Source organism: Corallococcus sp. AB030 (assembly GCF_003668965.1).
Taxonomy (GTDB): Bacteria; Myxococcota; Myxococcia; order Myxococcales; family Myxococcaceae; genus Corallococcus; species Corallococcus exiguus.
The window spans coordinates 18,983-40,334 of record NZ_RAWQ01000056.1; the positions used below are offsets into that span (position 1 = coordinate 18,983).

Consider the following 21,352-nt stretch of genomic DNA (forward strand, 5'->3'; position numbering starts at 1 on the left):
GAGGACGCGCCCGTGCTGCCCTGGCTCCAGTCCCTCCAGGCGAAGCTGCTGGACATCCAGCAGCACCAGCACACGCCGCTGGTCGCCGCGCACGGTTGGAGCGACATCCCCCGGGGCCTGCCACTCTTCCAGTCGCTGCTCGTCTTCGAGAACGCTCCCCTCGACGAATCGGTGCTGCGCCGCTCCACCGCGCTGGATCTGCGCGACCTGGAGCTCGGCGAGAGCACGAACTACCCGCTGTCGGCCACGGTGCACCCGGGCCGCGAGCTCCAACTGCACCTGGCCTACGACGAGAACCGCTTCGACGCGGCCGCCGTGCAGCGAGTGCTGGGCCAGTGGAGTCAGGCGCTCGAAACCCTCATCCAGCCCGGAGCCCGGCTGACGGACGTGTCCCTCCTCCCGGCCGAGGACCGTGCCTGGCTGCTACGCACCGGCACCGGCGACGTCGTGGACTTCGAGCGCGACACCACCGTGCACGCGCGCTTCGAACGGCAGGCCGCCGAGACGCCGGATGCGGACGCAGTGGTGTTCGAGGAAACGACGCTGTCCTTCCAGCAGCTCAACGCGCGGGCCAACCAACTCGCCTGGCACCTGCGGTCGCTGGGAGTGGGCCCGGAGGTGACGGTGGGCCTGTGCCTGGAGAGGTCGGCGGAGGCCATCGTGGCACTGCTGGCCGTGCTCAAGGCCGGCGGAGCCTTCGTGCCGCTGGACCCCAAGGCTCCGGCCGCGCGCAAGTCGTTCGTCCTCAAAGACAGTGGCGCGTCCGTCCTGGTGACGACGCAGGCGGCGCAAGAAGCGTGGCACCCAGAAGTGCCCCACCTGGTGCGGCTGGACACAAAACCTGTCGGACAGTCGGACAGGTTTTCGGAGAACCCGCCGCCGGTGGTGGGCGCCGGGAACCTCGCATACGTCATCTACACGTCCGGCTCCACGGGCACGCCGAAGGGCGTGATGGTGCAGCACCGCTCGGTGATCCACCTGCACCTGGCGATGACGCGGAGCATCTACGAGGAGCTGCCGCCCGCTCAGCGCATCACCGTGAACGCGCCGTTGTACTTCGACGCGTCCATCGAACAGGTGATCCAGCTGCTGGACGGCCACTGCCTGGTCATCGTCCCGGAGGACGTGCGTCTGGATCCAGAGACCCTGCTCGGGTGGGTGGATGGTCAGCGCATCGACGTATTCGACTGCACGCCGTCGCAGCTCAAGCTCCTGCTGTCCGCGGGAATGCTGGAGCGTGCCCACCTCCCCGGGCGCTTCACCATCGGCGGCGAGGCGATGGACGAGGTGACGTGGCGGCAGCTCGCCGAGACGAAGCGCACGCGTGCCTACAACGGCTATGGCCCCACGGAGGTCACCGTGGACGCGACGACCATCGCCATCCAGGGCGCGCCCCAGCCGTTGCCCGTCATCGGCCGGCCAATCACCAACCTGCGGGCGTACGTGCTCGACGCGAACCAGCGTCTGGCGCCCATCGGGACGCCGGGCGAGCTGTGCCTCTCCGGTGAAGGCGTCACGCGAGGCTACCTGGGCCAGCCCGCGCTCACTGCCGAACGCTTCCTGCCGGACCCCCTCAGCACGGAGCCCGGCGCGCGCCTGTACCGCACGGGCGACAAGGCCCGCTGGCGCGAGGACGGCACGCTCGACTTCATGGGCCGCCTGGACTTCCAGGTGAAGCTGCGCGGCAACCGCATCGAACTGGGTGAGATTGAATCCACGCTGCGCGCGCACCCGAGCATCCGGGACGCGGTGGTGCAGGTGCACGACGACCGGCTGGTGGCGTACGTCGCGCCCCAGGTGGACACGTCGGCCCTGCGCGAGCACCTGCTCCGTCACCTGCCGGAGTACATGGTGCCCGCGGTGTTCATCACGTTGGACGCCCTGCCGCTGACGTCCAACGGCAAGGTGGACCGCAAGGCGCTTCCGGCACCGGAGGCCGCGCCCGCCACGGAGCGAGCCATCGAACCGCCCGCGACGCCCACCGAGGCGGCGCTGATCCCACTGTGGAGCGAGGTGCTGCGCGTCCCCGCCGTGGGACGCAACGATGGCTTCTTCGAACTGGGCGGTCACTCGCTGCTGGCCACGCAGCTGGTGTCGCGCGTGCGCAAGCACTTCGGCGTGGAGCTGCCCTTGCGCGCCCTGCTGGAAGGGCCCACGGTCGCGGCGCTGGCCGAGCGCATCGACGCCCTCCGTCAGCCCGTATCCGAGGCCCGCGAAGTCCCCGAGTCCGCCCTGCCCGCACTGGTCCGCGCGGAGCGGCCGGACGTGCTGCCTCTGTCATTCGCGCAGCATCGGCTCTGGTTCATCGAGCAACTCGGCACGGCGGGCAACGCCTACAGCCTCCCGAGCATGCTGGAGCTGGACGGCACGCTGGACATCATCGTGATGCTGGCCGCATTCGACGAACTGGTGCGCCGCCACGAAGCGCTGCGCACGACCTTCAGTTCGTACGAGGGCACGCCGTCGCAGGTCATCCATCCGCCCTTCCCCATGCCCCTGCGGCACGAGGATCTGTCCGCGCTGCCGACGGCCGAGGCGCGCGAGGCGGAGGCATCGCGGCTGGCGCTGGAAGAGGCCCGCGCCCCGTTCGACCTGGAGGAGGGCCCGCTGTTCCGAGGGCTCCTGATGAAGCTGGGGCCCACGAAGCACCGGCTGCTGCTCAACACGCACCACATCATCTCCGACGGCTGGTCCACGGGAGTGCTGGTGCGGGAGATGGGCGCGCTCTACGCGGCGTTCGCCGAGGAGCAGCCGTCGCCGTTGCCGGAGCTGCCGGTGCAGGCCGCCGACCACGCCCTCTGGCAGCGCGGCTGGCTCCAGGGCGACGTGCTGGAGTCGCAGGTGGCGTACTGGCGCGGGCAGCTGGATGGCGCCGCGCCCTACCTGGAGTTGCCCTCGGACCACCCGCGTCCTACGCGGCAGTCCTTCCGGGCCGGCGTGCAGCCCATGACCCTGCCGCGCGAGCTGAGCGAGGCGCTGGAGTCGCTGGCGAAGCAGACCTCCACCACGCCCTTCATGGTGCTGCTCGCGGCCTTCCAGCTGCTGCTGCACCGGTACGCGGGCCAGGATGACGTGCTCGTGGGGTCGCCCATCGCGGGCCGCCGTCACGCGGAGTCCGAGGACCTCATCGGCTACTTCGCGAACACGGTGGTGCTGCGCACGCGGGTCCGCGACACGCTCCGCTTCCGTGAACTGCTGGAGCAGGTGCGCGCCACCACGCTGGGCGCGTACGAGCACCAGGACCTGCCGTTCGAGAAGCTGGTGGAGGTGCTCCACCCGGAGCGCGACCTGGGCCGCACGCCACTGTTCCAGGTGACCTTCACGCTCCAGAACGCGCCCCTGCCGGAGCTGTCCCTGCCGGGGCTGACGCTGCGCCCACTGGAGTCCACCCCGGAGGTCATCCTCTTCGACCTTCAGTGGCTGATGATGCGCACGCCGGATGGCTTCGACGGCGGGCTCGTCTTCAACCAGGACCTCTTCGAACCGGCCACCGCGGCCGGGATGGCGGATCACCTCCGCGTGCTGCTGGAGGCCGTTGTCCGAGCGCCGGACACGCAGCTGGGGCAGCTGCCATGGCTCACGAACGCGGAGCGCCAGCGGTTGCTCATCGAGTGGAACGACACCGCCCGGGACTACTCGCGCGACGCGTCAGTGGGCGCCCTCTTCGCGGAACAGGCCGCGCGCACGCCGGACGCCATCGCGCTGAAGTCCGGCGGGGAGACGATCACGTACGCGGCGCTGGAGCGGGCGTCGAACCAGCTCGCGCACCACCTGCGGCGCCAGGGCGTGCGGCCCGGTCACCGGGTGGGCCTGTGCCTGGAGCGGTCGTTCGACCTCGTCACCGGTCTGCTGGGCATCCTCAAGGCCGGCGCGGCCTACGTGCCGGTGGACGCGAAGGCCCCCGCGGAGCGCATCACCTGGATGCTCCAGGCGGCCAGCGTGAGCGTGCTCGTCACGCAGGAGGCCCTGGCGGATGAGCTGCCCCAGGTGACGGACCTCCAGGTCCTTCTGGACGCGGATGAAGCCCAGATCGCGCGGCAGCCGGAGACGCCACTCGACCTGAATGTCTCCGCCGACGCGCTGGCCTACGTGATGTTCACGTCGGGAAGCACCGGCCGGCCCAAGGGCGTCAGCGTCCCGCACCGGGGCATCACGCGCCTGGTGCGCGGCGCGGACTTCATCCACTTCGGACCCGAGGAGGTCTTCCTCCAACTGGCGCCCATCGCGTTCGACGCGTCCACGCTGGAGATCTGGGGTGCGCTGCTGAATGGCGCGACGCTGGTGCTCGCACCGCCCAAGGCCTTGTCACTGGAGGAGACGGGAGCGCTGCTGCGGCGCGAGGGCATCACCACGCTGTGGCTCACCGCGGCCCTCTTCGAGCAGATGGTGCTGCACCAGGGCGACGCGCTGGCCCGAGTGAAGCAGGTGCTGGCGGGCGGCGACGTGCTGTCCGTGGAGCGAGTGCGTGAACACCTGAAGCGGCTGCCCCCGGGCGCCGTGCTGGTCAACGGCTACGGCCCTACGGAAAACACCACGTTCTCCGCCACGCACACGCTGCGCGCCGGTGACACCGTGGGCCGATCGGTGCCCATTGGCCGGCCGCTGTCGAACTCCACGGTGTGGGTGCTGGACGGTGCACTCCAGCCCGTACCGCCGGGCGTGCCGGGCACGCTGTACGTGGGCGGAGACGGTCTGGCCTGGGGCTACCTCCAGCGCCCAGACCTCACCGCCGAACGCTTCATCCCCCACCCCTTCGCCACCGAACCCGGAGCGCGCCTCTACGACACGGGCGACCGCGTGCGCTGGCAGCGCGACGGGACGTTGGAGTTCCTGGGCCGCGCCGACTTCCAGGTGAAGCTGAGAGGCTTCCGCGTGGAGCCGGGCGAAATCGAAGCCGTGCTGCGCCAGTCGCCGGAGGTCGAGGAGGCGGTGGTCGTGGTGCGCGAGGACGTGCCCGGCGACAAGCGCCTCGTGGCTTATGTGGTGTGCGGTGAAGACGAAGGCCTGGACACGGGCGCGCTGCGAGCGTCCGTGCAGAAGCAGCTGCCGGACTACATGGTGCCGACCGCCATCGTGGTGCTGCAGAAGCTGCCCCTGAGCCCCAACGGCAAGGTGGACCGCAAGGCCCTGCCCGCGCCCCAGACCCGTGTCACGGACGGCGCCATCGCCGCGCCCCGGAACGAGCTGGAGAAGGCGCTCGCGGGCATCTGGGCGGAGGTGCTGCATCTGGACACCGTGGACATCCACGGCGACTTCTTCGATCTGGGTGGGCATTCGCTGCTGGCCACGCAGGTGGTGTCGCGCATCCGTTCGACGCTGGGCGTGGAGCTGCCGCTGGGCGAGCTGTTCCGTGCGCCCACGGTGGCGTCGCTGGCGGAGCGGCTGGTGAGCGCGCGCCGCACCCAGGCGCCGCCGCTGGTCCGTGCCGAGAGGACGTCCGCTCCGCCGTTGTCGTTCGCGCAGCAGCGGCTGTGGTTCGTCGATCAGCTGGAGCCGGGCAGCCCGCTCTACAACATGCCGCTGCCCCTGAGCCTCACCGGCGACCTGGACGTGGACGCGCTGCGCGCCAGCCTGGACGCGCTGATGGCGCGGCATGAATCCCTGCGGACCACCTTCCGCATGGAGATGGGCAAGCCCGTGCAGGACATCCACCCGGAGGGTCACGTCCCTCTGGAGCTGGTGGACCTGACGGGCCTGGGCAGCCGCGCCGCGAAGCAGGCCGAAGCCCAGCGCCTGGGCCACGCGGAGACGCTCCGCCCGTTCGACCTGACACGCGGGCCGGTGATCCGTGCCCTGCTCATGAAGCTGGATGAACGGGAGCACGTGCTGGTGCTGCACCTGCACCACATCGTGTCCGACGGCTGGTCCCTGGGCATCCTCGTGCAGGAGCTCACGGCCCTCTACGAGGCCCGGCGCGCGGGCCGTTTCGCCGCCCTGCCGGAGCTGCCGGTGCAGTACGCGGACTTCGCGGTCTGGCAGCGCGGCTGGCTCCAGGGCGGCGTGCTGCAAGCGCAGGTCGAGTGGTGGAAGAACCAGTTGTCCGGAGCACCCTTCGTGCTGGACGTGCCCACGGACCGGCCAAGGACCGCCACCTCCACGCAACGGGGCGGCTTGGTCCGGGTGACGCTGCCGCGCGTCCTGAGCGAGCGCGTGGATGCGCTGGCACAGGCCGAAGGCGCCACGCCCTTCATGGCGCTGCTGGCGGCGTTCCAGGCCGTGCTGTCGCGCATGTCCGGACAGGACGACGTGCTGGTGGGCTCGCCCATCGCGAACCGCAGGCACGCGGAGACGGAGGGCCTCATCGGCTTCTTCGTGAACATGCTGGTGCTGCGCGGCCGCTTCGGTGCGAAGACGACCTTCCGCGAGCTGCTGTCGCAGGTGCGCGCCACCACGCTGGGCGCGTACGAGCACCAGGACATCCCGTTCGAGCACCTGGTGGAGGCGCTCCAGCCCGAGCGAGACCTGGGCCGCACGCCGCTGTTCCAGGCGATGTTCGCGCTCCAGAACGCGCCCGTGCCGGAGCTCGCGGTGCCCGGCCTCACCGTGGGGCCGGCCTCCTTCGACGGCGGCACACCTACGCAGTTCGAGCTGGCGCTGGACCTGAACCGGACCCGCGACGGCTACGAGGGCCGCTTCCACTACGCCGCGGAGTGGTACGACGCGGGCACCATCGAGCGGATGGTCGCGCACCTGCGCCGCTTGCTGGAAGCCGTCTGCGACGCGCCGGACCTGCCGCTGGCGGACGTGTCGCTCGTGTCGCCGGAGGAGCTGGTGCGGCTGGTGCGCATGGGCGGCGGCGAGCTGCTCGACTTCGAGCGCGACGCCACGCTGCACGGCCTCATCGAGCGGCAGGTGGCGCGCTCTCCGGATGCCCCGGCCGTGGTGTTCGAGGAGACGGCGTTGACGTACCGGCAGCTCGAAACGCGGGCGAACCAGCTCGCGTGGCGACTGCGCTCCATGGGGGTGGGCCCGGAGGTGCGGGTGGCGCTGTGCCTGGAGCGCTCGGTGGAGTCCATCGTCGCGCTGCTGGCGGTGCTCAAGGCGGGCGGGGCCTTCGTCCCGCTGGACCCCGGAGCCCCACCAGCACGCAGGGACTTCGTGCTGAAGGACAGCGCCGCGGCCGTGCTCGTCACGACGGAGACCGCGTGCGGAGACTGGAACCCCTACGGCGTCCAGGAGGTCTGGCTGGACGTGGAGCAACCCGGCCTGGGCGCCCTCTCCCACGATCCCCTGCCCGCCCTGACAGGCCCGGAGCACCTGGCATACGTGCTGTACACGTCCGGATCCACGGGCACGCCCAAGGGCGTGATGGTGCAGCACCGCTCCGTGCTCAACATGCACCGGGCCATGGGCCGCGCGTTCTACGCGGGCCAGCCGCGTGGACAGCGCATCAGCGTCAACGCGCCGCTGTACTTCGACGCGGTGATTGAGCGCGTGGTCCACCTCATCGACGGGCACTGCCTCCACGTCGTTCCGGACGCGCTGCGCCTGGACCCGCAGGCGATGCTCACCTGGCTGGAGCAGCACCGCGTCGACGCGCTGGACTGCACGCCCGCGCAGCTCAAGCCGCTCCTCGCTGCCGGACTGCTGGAGCGGGCCTGGGTGCCGCCGGTCATCGTGACGGGCGGCGACGCGCTGGACGTGGAGACATGGCGGCGGCTCGCGGCGACAGACCGCACGCGCGCCTTCAACGGCTACGGCCCCACGGAGTGCACGGTCGGCACGACGGGAGCCTCCATCCAGGGCAGTCCCCGGACGGAGCCCGTCATCGGGCGGCCGCTGGCGAACCTGAACGCGTACGTGCTCGACGCACGGCAGCGCCTGGTGCCCTTCGGCATGCCGGGCGAGCTGTGCTTCTCCGGCGAAAGCGTCACGCGCGGCTACCTGGGCCGTCCGGACCTGACGGCCGAGCGCTTCGTCCCGGATCCCTTCAGCGCGGAGCCCGGAGCCCGCCTCTACCGCACGGGAGACAAGGGCCGCTGGCGGCCGGACGGGACGTTGGAGTTCATGGGCCGCCTGGACTTCCAGGTGAAGCTGCGCGGCTACCGCATCGAGCTGGGCGAAATCGAAGCCACGCTGCGCACGCATGCCGGAGTGAGGGACGCGTTGGCCCTGGTCCGGGAAGACACGCCGGGCGATGCGCGGCTCGTGGCCTACGTGGTGACGGACGGCGACACAGAGGTGCTGCGAGAGCACCTGCGCAAGCACCTGCCGGAGTACATGGTGCCGTCGGCCTTCGTCACCCTGCCCGCCCTGCCGCTGACTCCCAACGGCAAGGTGGACCGCAAGGCCCTGCCGTCACCGGAGGCGCAGTGGCGCGCCGCGCGCTCGTACGAGGCTCCGGCGACGCCCGCGGAGGTGGCCCTGGCCTCGCTGTGGGAGGAGCTGTTGAACGTGCCCGTCGTGGGCCGCAACGACCAATTCTTTGAGCTGGGCGGCCACTCGCTGTTGGCCACACAGCTGGTCTCCCGCATCCGCGCCCGCTTCGGCGTGGACGTGGGCGTCCGCGCGTTGTTCGAGTCCCCCACCGTGGCGGCGCTCGCCCAGCGGCTGCCGGATGCACCGGAGGCCAACGCCCTGCCACCGCTGCGTCCCGCCGCGACGCCCGGTCCGCACCCGCTGTCGTTCGCGCAGCAGCGGCTGTGGTTCATCGATCAGCTCGACCCGGGCAGCGCGCTCTACAACATGCCCACCGCGCTGCGCCTCTCCGGCGCGGTGGACGTGCCCGCGCTACAGCAGGCCTTCGACGCCCTGGTGCAGCGTCACGAAGCGCTGCGCACGACGTTCGAGGCCCACGACGGCGAACCCCGCCAGCACGTGCACCCCGCCCCCACCGGAGTCCTGTCGGTGGTGGACCTGACGGGCCTGCCCGACGATGAGAGAGAAGCGGAGGCCGTGCGGCTCGCGAGCGAGGACGCGCTGCGGCCCTTCGACCTCGCCATGGGTCCGCTCACGCGGCTCACGCTGTTGAAGCTGGGCGAGCAGGAACATGTGCTGCTGTTGTGCCTGCACCACGCCATCGGCGACGGCTGGTCCATGGGCATCCTGGTGCGCGAAGTCACCGCGCTCTACGAGTCCTTCCGGCAGGGTCAGCCCTCGCCGCTGGCCCCATTGCCGGTGCAGTACCCGGACTTCGCCGTGTGGCAGCGAGGCTGGCTCCAGGGCGAAGTGCTGGACGCGCAGCTCGCGTGGTGGACGCAGCAGTTGGCCGGAGCTCCGCAGGCCCTGGCCCTGCCCACCGACAAGCCGCGTCCGCCCCAGCGCTCCGCCCGGGGCGCTACGTTCCCTGTGCGCCTACCGCTGTCGTTGAGTGAGGCGGTGGAAGCGCTGGCCCAGGCGGAAGGCGCCACGCCCTTCATGGTGCTGCTCGCGGCCTTCCAGACGCTGCTGCACCGGTACTCCGGCCAGGAGGATCTGCTGGTGGGCACGTCCATCGCGGGCCGCCGTCACGCGGAGACGGAGGGCCTCATCGGCTTCTTCGTCAACACGCTGGTGCTGCGCGCCAGGTTCGACGGCCGCCCGTCGTTCCGGAAGCTGCTCTCGCAGGTGCGCACCACCACGCTGGGCGCGTACGAGCACCAGGACATCCCCTTCGAGCGCCTGGTGGAAGCCGTGCAGCCCACGCGCGACCTGTCGCGCACGCCGCTCATCCAGGCCCTCTTCGCGCTCCAGAACATGCCGGAAGCGGAGGTGCGTCTGCCGCAGCTGACGCTGCGCCCGGTGGAGGTGGACCTGCCCACGACGAAGTTCGACCTGGACCTGACGCTGAGCCGCACGGAGCGAGGCTTCGAGGGCGACCTCTCCTACGCCACGGACCTCTTCGAGTCCGCCACGGCCCGCAGGCTGTCCGAGCACCTGGTCCAACTGCTGGAAGGCGCGGTCGCGAAGCCCGATGCCGCGCTGGACACCCTGCCCCTGCTGACGGCGGAGGAGCGCCAGTGGGTGCTGGAGGAGTGGAGCGGCGAGACGATCCGCTTCGAGTCCGACCTGCCCTTCCACGCACGCTTCGAACAGCAGGTGACGCGCACGCCCAAGGCGCCCGCCGTGGTGATGGGCGACACGACGGTGTCGTTCCACCAGCTCAACGTGCGCGCGAACCAACTGGCGCACTACCTGCGCTCACTGGGCGTGGGCCCCGATGTGCCGGTGGCCTTCTGCCTGGAGCGCTCGCCAGAGGCCATCGTCGCGCTCCTGGGCATCCTCAAGGCGGGCGGCGCGTACGTGCCGCTAGACCCCGCGGCACCTGAAGCGCGAAGGGCCTTCATCCTGGAGAACAGCGGCGCGGCCGTGCTGCTGACCACGCAGTCCCTGGTGGAGTCGTGGCAGCCGGCGGTGCGGCACGTGGTGCGGCTGGACGTGGACGCGAGGCGCATCGAAGCGTCCTCGCCGGGCAACCCGCGCACGGCCACACGGCCAGAGCACCTGGCCTACGTCATCTACACGTCGGGCTCCACGGGCATGCCCAAGGGCGTGATGATCCAACACCGCTCGCTGGCGCACCTGCATCGCTCGCTGACGGAGGCCTGCTACACGCAGGCGCCCAAGGTGATGCGGGTGAGCCTCAACGGGCCGCTCTACTTCGACGCGTCCGTGACGCAGCTGCTGTTGATGGCGGACGGCCACTGCCTGTGCATCGTCCCGGAGGCCGTGCGGCAGGATCCGGAGGCGATGCTCACGTGGTTGGAGCAGCGGCGCATCGACGCGCTGGACTGCACGCCGTCGCTGTTCAAGCTGCTGCTGGAGGCAGGCGTCCTGGATCAGTCCCACGTGCCGGGCATCTGCTTCATCGGCGGCGAGGCGATGGACGAGGTGACGTGGCGCACGCTCGCGGCCACGAATCACACGAAGGCCTACAACGCCTACGGCCCCACCGAGGGCACCGTGGCGTCCACCATCGAGTGCATCCAGGGCACGGCGCAGCCCACACCCGTCATCGGCCGGCCCATGCTCAACGTGGGCGTGTACGTGCTGGACGCGAACCTGAACCCCGTGTCCGTGGGAGTGCCGGGCGAGCTGTTCATCTCGGGCGAAGGACTGGCGCGCGGCTACCGCAACAGGCCGGACCTCACGGCGGAGCGCTTCCTTCCCCACCCGTTCAGCACGGAGCGCGGAGCCCGCCTGTACCGCACGGGCGACCGGGTCCGCTGGAAGCAGGACGGCACGCTGGACTTCATGGGGCGCGTGGACTTCCAGGTGAAGCTGCGCGGCTACCGCATCGAGCCGGGCGAAATCGAAGCAGCGCTGCGCACGCACCCGGGCATCCGCGACGCGATGGTGCTGGTGCGCGAGGACGTGCCGGGCGTGCAGCGACTGGTGGCGTACGTGGCGCCGGAGGTGGACACCGCTCCGCTCCGAAGCCACCTCCAGCGCTCGCTGCCGGACTACATGGTCCCGGCGGCCTACGTCGCCCTGCCCGTCCTGCCGCTGACACCCAACGGCAAGGTGGACCGAGCGGCACTGCCGGCACCGGTGGACCAGGCCACGAACCCCGAAGCGAGGGTCGGCCCAAGGGACGATCAGGAAGCGATGATCGAGCGTCTGTGGGCCGAAGCCCTGGGCGTGGCCGCGGTGGACGTGCGCGCCAGCTTCTTCGAGCTGGGTGGGCACTCGTTGCTCGCGGTGCGGCTGATGGCGGCAGTGCACAGGGAGACGGCCCGGAAGCTCCCGCTGTCGGCGCTCTTCCAGGCCCCCAGCGTGGAGCGGTTCGCGGTCCTGCTGGCGGAGGCCGAGCCGGAGGAGCCGATGCCCTTCACGCCGTTGGTGCCCTTCACGAAGGAAGGCCCGGGCATCGCACCGCCGTTCTTCTGCGTGCACCCGGTGGGAGGCAACGTGCTGGCCTACGCGGAGCTCGCGCGGAGGCTGGGACCGGATCAGCCCTTCTACGGCATCCAGGCCCGAGGCCTCGACGGCACGCAGCAGCCGCTGGACACCGTGGAGGCCCTGGCCGCCAGCTACGTGCGCGTTGCGCGAGGCGTCCAACCCCACGGCCCGTACCGCCTCGGCGGCTGGTCCCTGGGCGGCGTCATCGCCTACGAGATGGCGTACCAGCTCCGCGAAGCAGGTGAATCGGTGGAGCTGGTGGCGATGATCGACTCGTACGTGCCGGAGACCGTGCCGGACTCGGAGCCGGACCTGGACAGTACGCTGGCGGTAGCCCTGTTCGCACAGGACCTGATGGGCGTGTCGCTGACGGACCTGGATGTGGACACGGTGCTGGAGTCCGCGGCCCTGGCCGAAGCCCTGCCACCCGGAATGGACGCCACGGCCCTCTTCCAGGTCTTCGAGGCGAACCTCGAAGCGGCACGGCGCTACCACCCGCCCGCGATGGATCAGCGCGTGCTGCGCATCCACGCGGAGGAGCGGGACGAAACCCGTACCCCCGACGGCGGCTGGGCGGCGCTGGTGGGCGAGCAGCTCGAATCGCACGAGCTGCCCGGCACCCACCACACACTGCTGCGCGAGCCCACCGTGCAGTCCGTGGCGGAGCTGCTGACGAAGGCGCTCCACGACGCGGGCCAGGAGTGACGTAACCACCGAGGCCCGCAACGAAGAACCCCGCTCCCTCCTTCGAGGGGGCGGGGTCCGTGAACCACGTCACCGCTGCACGGTGACTACTTGTGCGCGTTCAGGTCCGGCTCGGACGCGGGCGCCTTGTCGGCGGGCACGTCGAAGAAGGCGCTGGGGCTGGCCGCGCGCGTCGACGACATGCTGTTCTCCAGCGTCTCCGGCACGGGCGGCAGGGCCACCGGCGTCAGCTGCTCCTTGGCGGCGGCCTCGGCCTTGAGCTTCGCGTTCTTGCGGCGACGGTAGACGAAGTAGCCCACCGCCAGCACCGCCAACGACCCCATCACCACGACCTGGCCGTCCTTCAGCTTGCGGATGACCATGTCCAGCTCGCCACCGAAGTGGAACCCGAGCCACACGAACACCGGCGCGGACAGCAGCGCCGCCAGCCCGTCCCAGAAGATGAAGCGCCAGTACGACATGTGCACGGAGCCCGCGGTGAAGTACGTCACCGCGCGCACGCCCGGCATGAAGCGGGCGATCATCACGATCTTCTGGCCGTGCGTGACGAAGAGCGACTCCACCTTCGCCCGCTTCTCCGGCGTGACGATCTTGGAGAAGAACCCTCCGCCCTTCGCCCCCGGGTCGCGCCCCAGCCTCGTGCCCAGCCGGCGCCCCGCCAGGTAGATGAGGCTGTCACCCACCAGGATGCCGAAGAACCCCACCGCCATCATCACCGGCAGGTGGGCCGCGCCCTTGTGCGCCAGGAACCCACCGAGGATGAGCGAGATGTCCTCGGGCAGCGGCACGCCCAGACCGCACGCCACCAGGATGGCGAACACGGACAAGTAGGCGAAGAGGCCCTGGGAGCTACCGAGCAGGTTGGTGAGCAGTTCTTCCACGCGTCGTTCCGTCCAATCACTTCCCGAAGGGCCGCTCGGCAACCACCCGGGCCGGCCCGTCCATCACCCAGCCATCAACCGGGTGAGGCAGTTGAAAACTCCGGCCGCCCAGCTTCCCACCTCAAGCGTCCGCGCCACATCACGAAAGCCGTCGGCCGTATGTCTACCCTCACCCACGGTGTGCGACAGCCTGGGAGCCTGGAGGGGCTCGTGGCGAGCACAGTAACCACCTCGGGTGCGGGTGGCAGGACCGTTCGCCTTTCCGGCCTCCCGGCACGAGCCCGGCGCCACCCGTCCGACAGCCGTTCAGGTCCCCGGGGCCCGCGCCACCAGCGTGCGCAGCATGTCCCGGTTGTCCCGGGCCTTCGCGCCGAAGTGGCTGACGATGCCCATCAGCAGCTTGATGCAGGCCTGCGGCTTCTGCGCGAGCAGCTTCTGGAAGTCCGCTGAACGGATCTCCAGCGCCATCACGTCCGTCTGGGCCGTGGCCGAGCACAGCCGCTCGCCCTTCTGCACGAGCGCCAGTTCGCCCAGGGGCTCACCGACAGTCACCTCGCCCAGGGGCACGTCCTCGCCCGAGGGGCTCCGGGCGCTCAGCCGCACCGTGCCCTCACCGACAATCAACAGCGAGTCCCCCGCCTTGCCCTCGGTGAACAAGGCCGTCCCCTTGGGGAAGGCACGCGACACGGCCGCCGCCGCGAAGATGGAGATGCCGGTGTCGGTGAAGCCCTTGAAGAGCGGACAGGCCTTCAGGGTCGTCTCGGGGGCGAGCGCCATGGGGTGTTCCTAACACGCACAACGCGGCCACGTCAGCGGCTGGCGCGGTGTTCGGCGGCGGTGTGCACGTAGTGGAGGGCGGACTGCACCAGGAACTCACGTTCGCCGTCGTGGATGGGGCGCTTCACCTTGCCGGGCGAGCCCACCACCAGCGACCCCGGGGGAATCTTCGTCCCGGGCGTCAGCAGCGTACCGGCGCCGATGATGCAGTCGTCCCCCACCTCCACGCCGTCCATCAGGATGGCGCCCATGCCCACCAGCACCCGGTGGCCCACGACGCACCCGTGGAGGATGACCCGGTGGCCCACCGTGCAGTCGTCGCCCACCGTCGTCGAGTCACCCTGGCTGGTGACGTGGATCATGGTGAGGTCCTGGATGTTGGTGCGCTTGCCGATGCGGATGGAGTTCACGTCCCCGCGCAGCACGGAGTTGAACCAGATGGACGAGTCCTCGCCCAGCTCCACATCGCCCACCACCTGGGCGGAGTCCTCGATGAAGCAGCTCGGATGGACGCGGGGGGACACCCCGCGAAACGGCTTCAACGGCATGGGGCTACCTCCGACGGCGAGACAGCGGCGGAAGCGTCAGGCCTCCGCCGGGACATGCAGCGGCACGGGCAACTCCACGGCGGGCGGCGCCACGGTGGGGGCCTGGAGCACCACCAACTGCTTGCCCCCGAGCTGGTTGGGCGTGGCGCGCTCCACGTGCACCTTCACGATGGCGCCCGCGGGGGCATCGCCCTCGAAGTTCACCGTGCGGTTCTCCGGCGTGCGGCCGAAGCGCTTGGTGGCGTCGTAGCGCGAGCGCCCTTCCACCAGCACCTCCACGTCCAGGCCCACCTGCGCCTGGGTGTACTCGCCGCTGATGCGCCGCTGCAGCTTCTGCAGCCGCTCCAGCCGGGCCACCTTTACCTCGTGCGGGATGGGGCCCCAGTCCTTCTCGCGCAGCGCGGCGCCCGTCTTGGGGCGCGGGCTGTACACGAAGGAGAACTGGTTGTCGTACTTCACCCGCTCGGTGAGCTGCATCGTCATCTCGAACTCTTCCTCGGTCTCACCGGGGAAGCCCACGATGATGTCCGTGGTGATGGCGATGCCGGGCCGCGCGGCGCGCAGCTTCTCCAGCCGCTCCATGTACTGCTCGACGGTGTAGTCGCGGCGCATCATCTTCAGGATGCGGTCGCTGCCGCACTGCACCGGCAGGTGGAAGTGCGGGGCGATCTTCGGCTGCACGCGGAACGCTTCGATCAGCTCGTCCGACAGGTCATGCGGGTGGCTGGTGGTGAAGCGCACGCGCTCGATGCCCGGCACCTCCGCGGTGCGCAGCAGCAGCTGCGCGAAGCTGATGCCGCCCAGGTACGAGTTGACGTTCTGGCCAATGAGCGTGACTTCGCGAAGGCCCACGCCGGCCAGGTCCGCCACCTCGTTGAGCACCTCCGGGAAGTTGCGGCTCACCTCGCGGCCACGGGTGTGCGGGACGATGCAGAACGAGCAGACGTTGTCGCAGCCCTTCATCACGGTGACGAACTCGGTCACCTTGCCGCGGGACGTCTCCGCGTCGGCGCGCGGGAAGACGTACTCCTCGGAGTCCACGAAGGCCGTCTCCACCACGCGCTCGCGGGCGTCCTGCACGCGGGCGATGACCTCCGGCAGCTTCGCGATGTTGTCCGGGCCGAAGACGAAGTCCAGGTACGGGACCTTCTTGAGCAGCTTGTCCTTCTCCTGCTGGGCCACGCAGCCACCCACGCCCAGGATGGCGCCCCGGCTGGCCTTCACGGCGCGGTAGCGCCCCAGCGCGGACAGCATCTTGTCCTCGGCCTTCTCCCGGATGGAGCAGGTGTTGAGAATGATGAGGTCCGCGTTGTCCGGCTCCGGCGTGGGGACGTAGGACATCTTCGACAACGCTTCGCTCATGCGGAGCGAGTCGTTGACGTTCATCTGGCAGCCGAAGGTGTGGATGAAGTAGCGCTTCATGGGTGGGCCTTGAAGGAAAACGGGCCGTTATGGAACGCCCGGACGCGGAATGCAACCGGGCGGACACGCCGGGTCATCCCCGGCTGAGCACCTTCGTGAGCCGGGTGTGCAGGGCCACCAGCTCCGCCTCGCGCTCCCGGAGCAGGGCCACCGTCTCCACGCCGTACCGCCGGCCCAGGGCGTCCGTCTCCCGCTCCTGCTTCACCAGTTCGCCCTGGACGCGCTTCTTCACCTCGTCCACCTCCGGCCCGGAGCGGGACTCCAGCTCCGTCAGCTTCGAGCGCAGCCGCTGCACGGTCCACCGCCGGCCGCCAAAGGCCCGGAGGACGGCGCTCCCCCACTCCGCCGCCTTCACGTCCAGGCCGCTGGTCTCCAGCGCCGCCTTCGCCGCGCTGGCCATGGCCTCCGGACCGGCGTCCACCTCCACGTGCGACAGGAAGGTCTCCTGGTAGCGGACCAGCTGGTCGAGCAGCGCCTTGTCCACCGGCCGGGACGCCATGCGCAGCGTGCGGTCGTCGGCGGCGTCGAAGTCCGGACCGGTCTCCACGTTGGGGACGTCCTGGTAGTCGTCGAAGAAGGACGGGGCCATGGGGGCGCTCCTCGGGTGCGAAAGGGTTTTCAGACGGGGACGAGCTGTTCCGCGATACGGGCCAGGTCCGTCACGGAGGTGACGACCACGGCCTGGGTGCAGTGCTTCTCGTAGGTGAGCATCTCGCTGTCGCCGATGCCCCAGTTGCCCCGGTCCTCGGGGCAGATCCACAGCACGCGCTTCGCCTTGCGCTTCAGGTCCTTCAGGGCCCAGGCGTTGCTCGCGTTGTAGTTGTTGCGGCCGTCGCCAATGATCATCACGGTGGTGCGGCGCGTGATGCTGCCCAGGTGGTCGCGCGTGAAGTCCGCCAGCGCACGGCCGTAGTTGGAGTTGGAGCTCATGGACACGGTGCGCCCTGCGGTCGCCGCGTCGATGGCCTCGCTCACGTCCAGGTCCTTGAAGAACTGGGTGACTTCGCCCACGTCGGACACGAAGACGAACGAGCGCACGCGCACGAACAGCGACTGCATCGTGTGCATGAACAGCAGCATCATGCGGGACGCATTGCGAACGGAGTCGGACACGTCGCAGAGCACCACCAGCTCCGGGCGCTCGGGCCTGCGGGTGCGGAACACGGGCACCATGGGGATGCCGTCCCACGGCATGTTCCGGCGCAGCGTGCGCTGGGCGTGCAGCGACCCGCGACGGTGCGAGCGCTGCTTGCGGATCATCCTGCTCTTGAGCTTCTCCGCCATCGTGCGGACGGCGGCCTCCATCTGGTCCACCTCCGCCTGCGTGAGCAGGTGCAGCGGCTTCTCCGTGACGTTGTCCGTGCGGCGCCGGATGCGAGCCTCGGACTGACGCTTCACCTCCGCGCGAGCGGCGTCTTCAATCTTGCGCATCGCCGCGGCCACGTGGCGCGAGACGATCTCCACGCCCTCGGCATGGAGCCCGCGAGCCTTCAGCTCGTCCTCCATCGACTTGAGATCGGAGCGCGCCCGCTCCATGCCCGCGCCCGCGAGCATCCGCCGCGTGAAGAACCCCGTCTGCAGAGGGCTCTCCAGTTGCCCCAGGTCCAGCTGGAGCGACGCCTGACGGAAGATCTGCGCCAGCCGCGCGCGGTCACCCGCGAGGATGGCCTGCGCGAGCGGGGACATCTCCGGCGCCAGCAGGTTCATCTGGTAGATGACCATCTTCAGCAGGTCGCCTTCCAGGTAGCCCTCTTCCTCCAGCTGCTTCGCCAGCGACTTGTCGATGGCCTCGAACGTGCGGGCCGCGCCGGAGAAGTAGAAGTCGAACGCGCGGCGGAACGTCTCCACGTCCAGCTCGCGCTTCACCAGCGTGGCGCGCAGCACGGAGCGGAACAGGCTCCGGTCCTGGACGCCCACTTCCGCCGTGGCGCGCAGGGCGTCCTGCACCTCGGACGTGCTGACGCGCACGCCGTTCTGGCGGAGGACCTCGGCGAACTCGACGATGCGGGCGTCCATGGCGCGTCAGGCTCCCCGTTCGAAGGACATCACCGCTTCCACGTGGTGCGTCTGCGGGAACATGTCCACCACCTGGAGCGCCACCGGCTTGTAACCGGCCTCCACCAGCCCCGCCGCGTCGCGCGCCAGCGAAGCCGGGTCGCACGCCACGTAGACGACCCGGCGCACGTTCAGCGCGCGCATCCACTTCGCCAGGCCCGGTGCCCCGGCGCGCGGCGGATCCGCGAGGCACAGGTCGAACGAACGCCCCTCCGCCACCAGCCCGTCGCACACCTTGCGCGCGTCGCCCTGGACGAAGCGCACGTTGGCCACCCCACCCTCGCGAGCACTCCGCTGCGCCAGCTCCACGCCCACCGGCGACGACTCCACGCCCAGCACCGACCCGGCCGTGCCCGCCAGCGGGAAGGTGAAGTTGCCATTGCCGGAGTACAGCTCCAGCACGGAGTCCGTCTCCTTCGCGCCCAGCTCGTACAGGGCCGTGGTGACGAGCCCCACGTTGGCCTCCGCGTGCGCCTGCGCGAACGCATCCGGCCGCAGGTACACCGGCACCTCGGGGCGCAGAGGAGACAGCGAGCGCAGCACCGGCCGGCCGATGAGCCGCGCCGAACCCTCCTTCGGCACCAGCACCGCGCCCTCCAACCGCAGCGCGCGCACCGCCGCCTCCGCCGCCTCCAGGTGCCGCGCCGTCACCCGGCCGCTGAGGTTCACCGCGAACGCGGCCTTGTCGCCCTCGGCGAGCAGCAGCACCTCCTCGGTGTCCTTGGCCAGCGGCTTGAGCAGCGGGGCCAGCTTCCCGGGCAGCGCCGTGAGCACCGGTGTCAGCGCCGGGCAGACGTCCACGGGGATGCGCTCGTGCGTGCGCCGGCCGAAGTAGCCGAGCGCCCCCTTCCCCGCCCCGTGCAGCACCGCGCGGCGGCGGTAGCCCCAGTCCCGAGGCGCCACCATCAACGGCCGCACCGTGAAGGCCGTGCGCTTCAGGCGGCCCAGGTGCTCCAGGGTGGAGAGGACGATCTCCTGCTTCGCGGACCGCTGCGCCGGGACGGACAGCTCCAGCCAGTCACAGCCGCCGCACGCGTCGGACAGGACGCAGCGCGACGACACGCGCTCCGCACCGTCCGTCAGCACCTGGCCCAACAGGCCGCGCAGGACCTTGCCCTGGGACTCCAGGCGCACGCGCACGGTGTCGCCGGGGAAGGCGCCGGGCACGAAGACGGTGCGCCCCTCCCACTGGGCCACGCCTTCACCCAGCTGGCCCAGCCGTTCAATCGTCAGTTCAATGGGGGATTCGGGCAGCGTCGTCATCGCAGGCGCACTCGAGGGGGCCGCCTGGGTGGGGCCGCCCTACTTCCGGGTCGCACTGCCACGCTCGTCCGCCGGCAGGGCTTCCCGCAGGCGCTCCACGAACGCTTCGATGCGCGACCGCTTCTCATCGTCAACGTCCAGGAACTCCACCGCCATCCCCGGCACCTCGGAGCCCGGCGTCCCCTGGGGGTTCGTGCGGGTCACCTTCCCGGACAGGTCCACCGGGAAGCTGGCGCCCGGCAGCGACACCAACAGGCGCACCACCGTGCCCACCGGCAACGGCTGCTGCGTGTTGATGTAGAGCCCGCCGCGCGACAGGTTCACCGCCCAGTCCGTCACGAAGCCCGCCACCGTGCGGTACGCCACGGGCAGCTCATGGTCGATGCGGTGCGCGCGAGGCGCGGGGACAGGCTTCTCCAAGGTGTCAGCCATGAGGTGCTCCGTTCCCCGGGGGATGGTGGCTTCCGTCCCACCCGAGGAGACGGAAGCGCACCCTAGCACTCCACGTCAGGCCTGGAACTTCATCTCGCGCAGGTCGGGCGCGATCTTCAGCTTCGGCTCGGTGAGCTGCTGCACCCGTTCCACCGTCAGTCCGGGTGCCAGCTCGCGGAGGACCAGTCCCTCCGGCGTCACGTCCATGAACGCGTGGTCCGTGACGATGTGGTGCACGCACTTGAGGCCCGTCAAAGGCAGCGAGCACTTCTTCAGGATCTTGGGCTGCCCGTCCTTGTTGGCATGCTCCATGGCCACGTAGATGCGCTTGGCACCCACGGCCAGGTCCATGGCGCCGCCCATGCCCTTCACCATCTTGCCGGGGATCATCCAGTTGGCCAGGTCACCCTCTTCGCTGACCTCCATGGCGCCCAGCACGGCCAGGTCGATGTGGCCGCCGCGGATCATCCCGAAGGACAGCGCGGAGTCGAAGAAGGCGGAGCCCTTCACCAGCGTCACCGTCTCCTTGCCCGCGTTGATGAGGTCCGGGTCCTCGCTCCCCTCTTCGGGGTAAGGCCCGATGCCGAGCAGGCCGTTCTCCGACTGGAGCACCACCTCCACCCCGTGGGGGATGTAGTTGGGCACGAGCGTGGGGATGCCGATGCCCAGGTTCACGTAGAAGCCGTCCTTCAGCTCCTGGGCGATGCGCTGCGCGATCTGTTCACGAGTCAGGGGCATGGCTCAGGACGCCTTCTTGCGGACGGTCCGCCGCTCGATCCACTTCTGGAGGTTCTGCGCCTGCACGATGCGGTGCACGAAGATGCTCGGGATGTGCACCAGGTCCGGGTCCAGCTCGCCCGGCTGCACGATGTGCTCCGCCTCCACGATGGTGACCTTGGCGGCCATGCACATCATGGGAGTGAAGTTCCGAGCCGTCTTGTGGAACACCAGGTTGCCCCAGGTGTCCGCCTTCCACGCGTGCACGATGGCGAAGTCGGCCTTCAGCGGCGTCTCCAGGACGTGGAGCCGCCCGTCGATCATGCGCGACTCCTTGCCCTCCGCCACCTGGGTGCCCGCGCCCGTCGGCGTGAAGAACCCGCCGATGCCGCAGCCCCCGGCCCGGATGCGCTCCGCGAGCGTGCCCTGCGGGTTCAGCTCCACCTCCAGCTCGCCGGAGAGGAACTGCCGCTCGAACTCCTTGTTCTCCCCCACGTAGCTGGCGACCATCTTCTTCACCTGCTTGTTCTGCAGGAGGATGCCCAGCCCCAGCTCCGTGGTGCCGCAGTTGTTGGAGATGATGGTGAGGCCCTTCACGTTCTTCTTGTGCAGGGCCGTGATGAGATTCTCGGGGTTGCCGCACAGCCCGAACCCACCACTCATGAGAGTGATGTTGTCCGGGATGTCGGCGACCGCCTCATCCGCGCTCGCGTAGACCTTGTTCATGCGGTC

At 70.1% G+C, this 21,352-nt stretch carries 11 protein-coding genes (1 of these 11 only partly in view); 1 reads left to right on the forward strand and 10 read right to left on the reverse strand.

What is annotated here, in order from left to right; translation table 11 throughout:
• Positions 1–12,525 carry part of the coding region annotated (locus D7Y15_RS15770) for a non-ribosomal peptide synthase/polyketide synthase (RefSeq protein ID WP_121753102.1) on the forward strand (this coding region is incomplete at its 5' end). The annotated region extends 18,982 nt beyond the left edge of the window, so 12,525 of the 31,507 annotated nt are shown.
• A gap of 86 nt (positions 12,526–12,611) precedes the next feature.
• Here D7Y15_RS15770 and D7Y15_RS15775 read toward each other — a convergent pair.
• The 10 genes from D7Y15_RS15775 to D7Y15_RS15820 all read right to left on the reverse strand — a co-directional run bounded on the left by D7Y15_RS15775 (position 12,612) and on the right by D7Y15_RS15820 (position 21,346).
• A complete protein-coding gene (locus D7Y15_RS15775) occupies positions 12,612–13,406 on the reverse strand; it encodes a DedA family protein (protein ID WP_120577620.1) in 795 nt (264 codons plus the stop codon).
• Between the two features lie 306 nt (positions 13,407–13,712).
• Complete coding sequence (locus tag D7Y15_RS15780) at positions 13,713–14,183, reverse strand: cyclic nucleotide-binding domain-containing protein (RefSeq protein ID WP_120577619.1); 471 nt, start codon at positions 14,181–14,183, stop codon at positions 13,713–13,715.
• Positions 14,184–14,215: 32 nt separating this feature from the next.
• Complete coding sequence (locus tag D7Y15_RS15785) at positions 14,216–14,731, reverse strand: gamma carbonic anhydrase family protein (RefSeq protein ID WP_120563250.1); 516 nt, start codon at positions 14,729–14,731, stop codon at positions 14,216–14,218.
• A 36-nt stretch (positions 14,732–14,767) separates the two neighbouring features.
• Entirely contained in the window at positions 14,768–16,153 is a 1,386-nt protein-coding gene (gene miaB / locus D7Y15_RS15790) for a tRNA (N6-isopentenyl adenosine(37)-C2)-methylthiotransferase MiaB (RefSeq protein ID WP_121753103.1), read from the reverse strand.
• A gap of 73 nt (positions 16,154–16,226) precedes the next feature.
• Complete coding sequence (locus D7Y15_RS15795; RefSeq protein WP_121753104.1) at positions 16,227–16,742, reverse strand: hypothetical protein; 516 nt, start codon at positions 16,740–16,742, stop codon at positions 16,227–16,229.
• A 29-nt stretch (positions 16,743–16,771) separates the two neighbouring features.
• On the reverse strand, positions 16,772–18,169 hold the full coding sequence (locus D7Y15_RS15800) for a VWA domain-containing protein (protein ID WP_120577616.1): 1,398 nt from the start codon (positions 18,167–18,169) through the stop codon (positions 16,772–16,774).
• Between the two features lie 6 nt (positions 18,170–18,175).
• Entirely contained in the window at positions 18,176–19,471 is a 1,296-nt protein-coding gene (locus D7Y15_RS15805; RefSeq protein ID WP_121753105.1) for a class I SAM-dependent RNA methyltransferase, read from the reverse strand.
• 39 nt (positions 19,472–19,510) lie between these two features.
• Positions 19,511–19,903, reverse strand: a complete 393-nt coding sequence (locus D7Y15_RS15810; protein WP_121753106.1) for a TIGR02266 family protein — start codon at positions 19,901–19,903, stop codon at positions 19,511–19,513.
• A gap of 75 nt (positions 19,904–19,978) precedes the next feature.
• Positions 19,979–20,641, reverse strand: coding sequence for a CoA transferase subunit B (locus D7Y15_RS15815; protein ID WP_121753107.1), 663 nt, complete (start codon positions 20,639–20,641; stop codon positions 19,979–19,981).
• Between the two features lie 3 nt (positions 20,642–20,644).
• A complete protein-coding gene (locus D7Y15_RS15820; protein WP_120563244.1) occupies positions 20,645–21,346 on the reverse strand; it encodes a CoA transferase subunit A in 702 nt (233 codons plus the stop codon).
• Positions 21,347–21,352 lie beyond the last annotated feature (6 nt).

Bases quoted from the DNA above. Each gene is read 5' to 3' on its own strand.
- D7Y15_RS15780 (WP_120577619.1), bottom strand. From the start codon at position 14,183: ATGGCGCTCGCCCCCGAGACGACCCTGAAGGCCTGTCCGCTCTTCAAG.
- D7Y15_RS15815 (WP_121753107.1), bottom strand. From the start codon at position 20,641: ATGCCCCTGACTCGTGAACAGATCGCGCAGCGCATCGCCCAGGAGCTG.
- D7Y15_RS15805 (WP_121753105.1), bottom strand. From the start codon at position 19,471: ATGACGACGCTGCCCGAATCCCCCATTGAACTGACGATTGAACGGCTG.
- D7Y15_RS15820 (WP_120563244.1), bottom strand. From the start codon at position 21,346: ATGAACAAGGTCTACGCGAGCGCGGATGAGGCGGTCGCCGACATCCCG.
- D7Y15_RS15810 (WP_121753106.1), bottom strand. From the start codon at position 19,903: ATGGCTGACACCTTGGAGAAGCCTGTCCCCGCGCCTCGCGCGCACCGC.
- D7Y15_RS15800 (WP_120577616.1), bottom strand. From the start codon at position 18,169: ATGGACGCCCGCATCGTCGAGTTCGCCGAGGTCCTCCGCCAGAACGGC.
- D7Y15_RS15795 (WP_121753104.1), bottom strand. From the start codon at position 16,742: ATGGCCCCGTCCTTCTTCGACGACTACCAGGACGTCCCCAACGTGGAG.
- D7Y15_RS15785 (WP_120563250.1), bottom strand. From the start codon at position 14,731: ATGCCGTTGAAGCCGTTTCGCGGGGTGTCCCCCCGCGTCCATCCGAGC.
- miaB (WP_121753103.1), bottom strand. From the start codon at position 16,153: ATGAAGCGCTACTTCATCCACACCTTCGGCTGCCAGATGAACGTCAAC.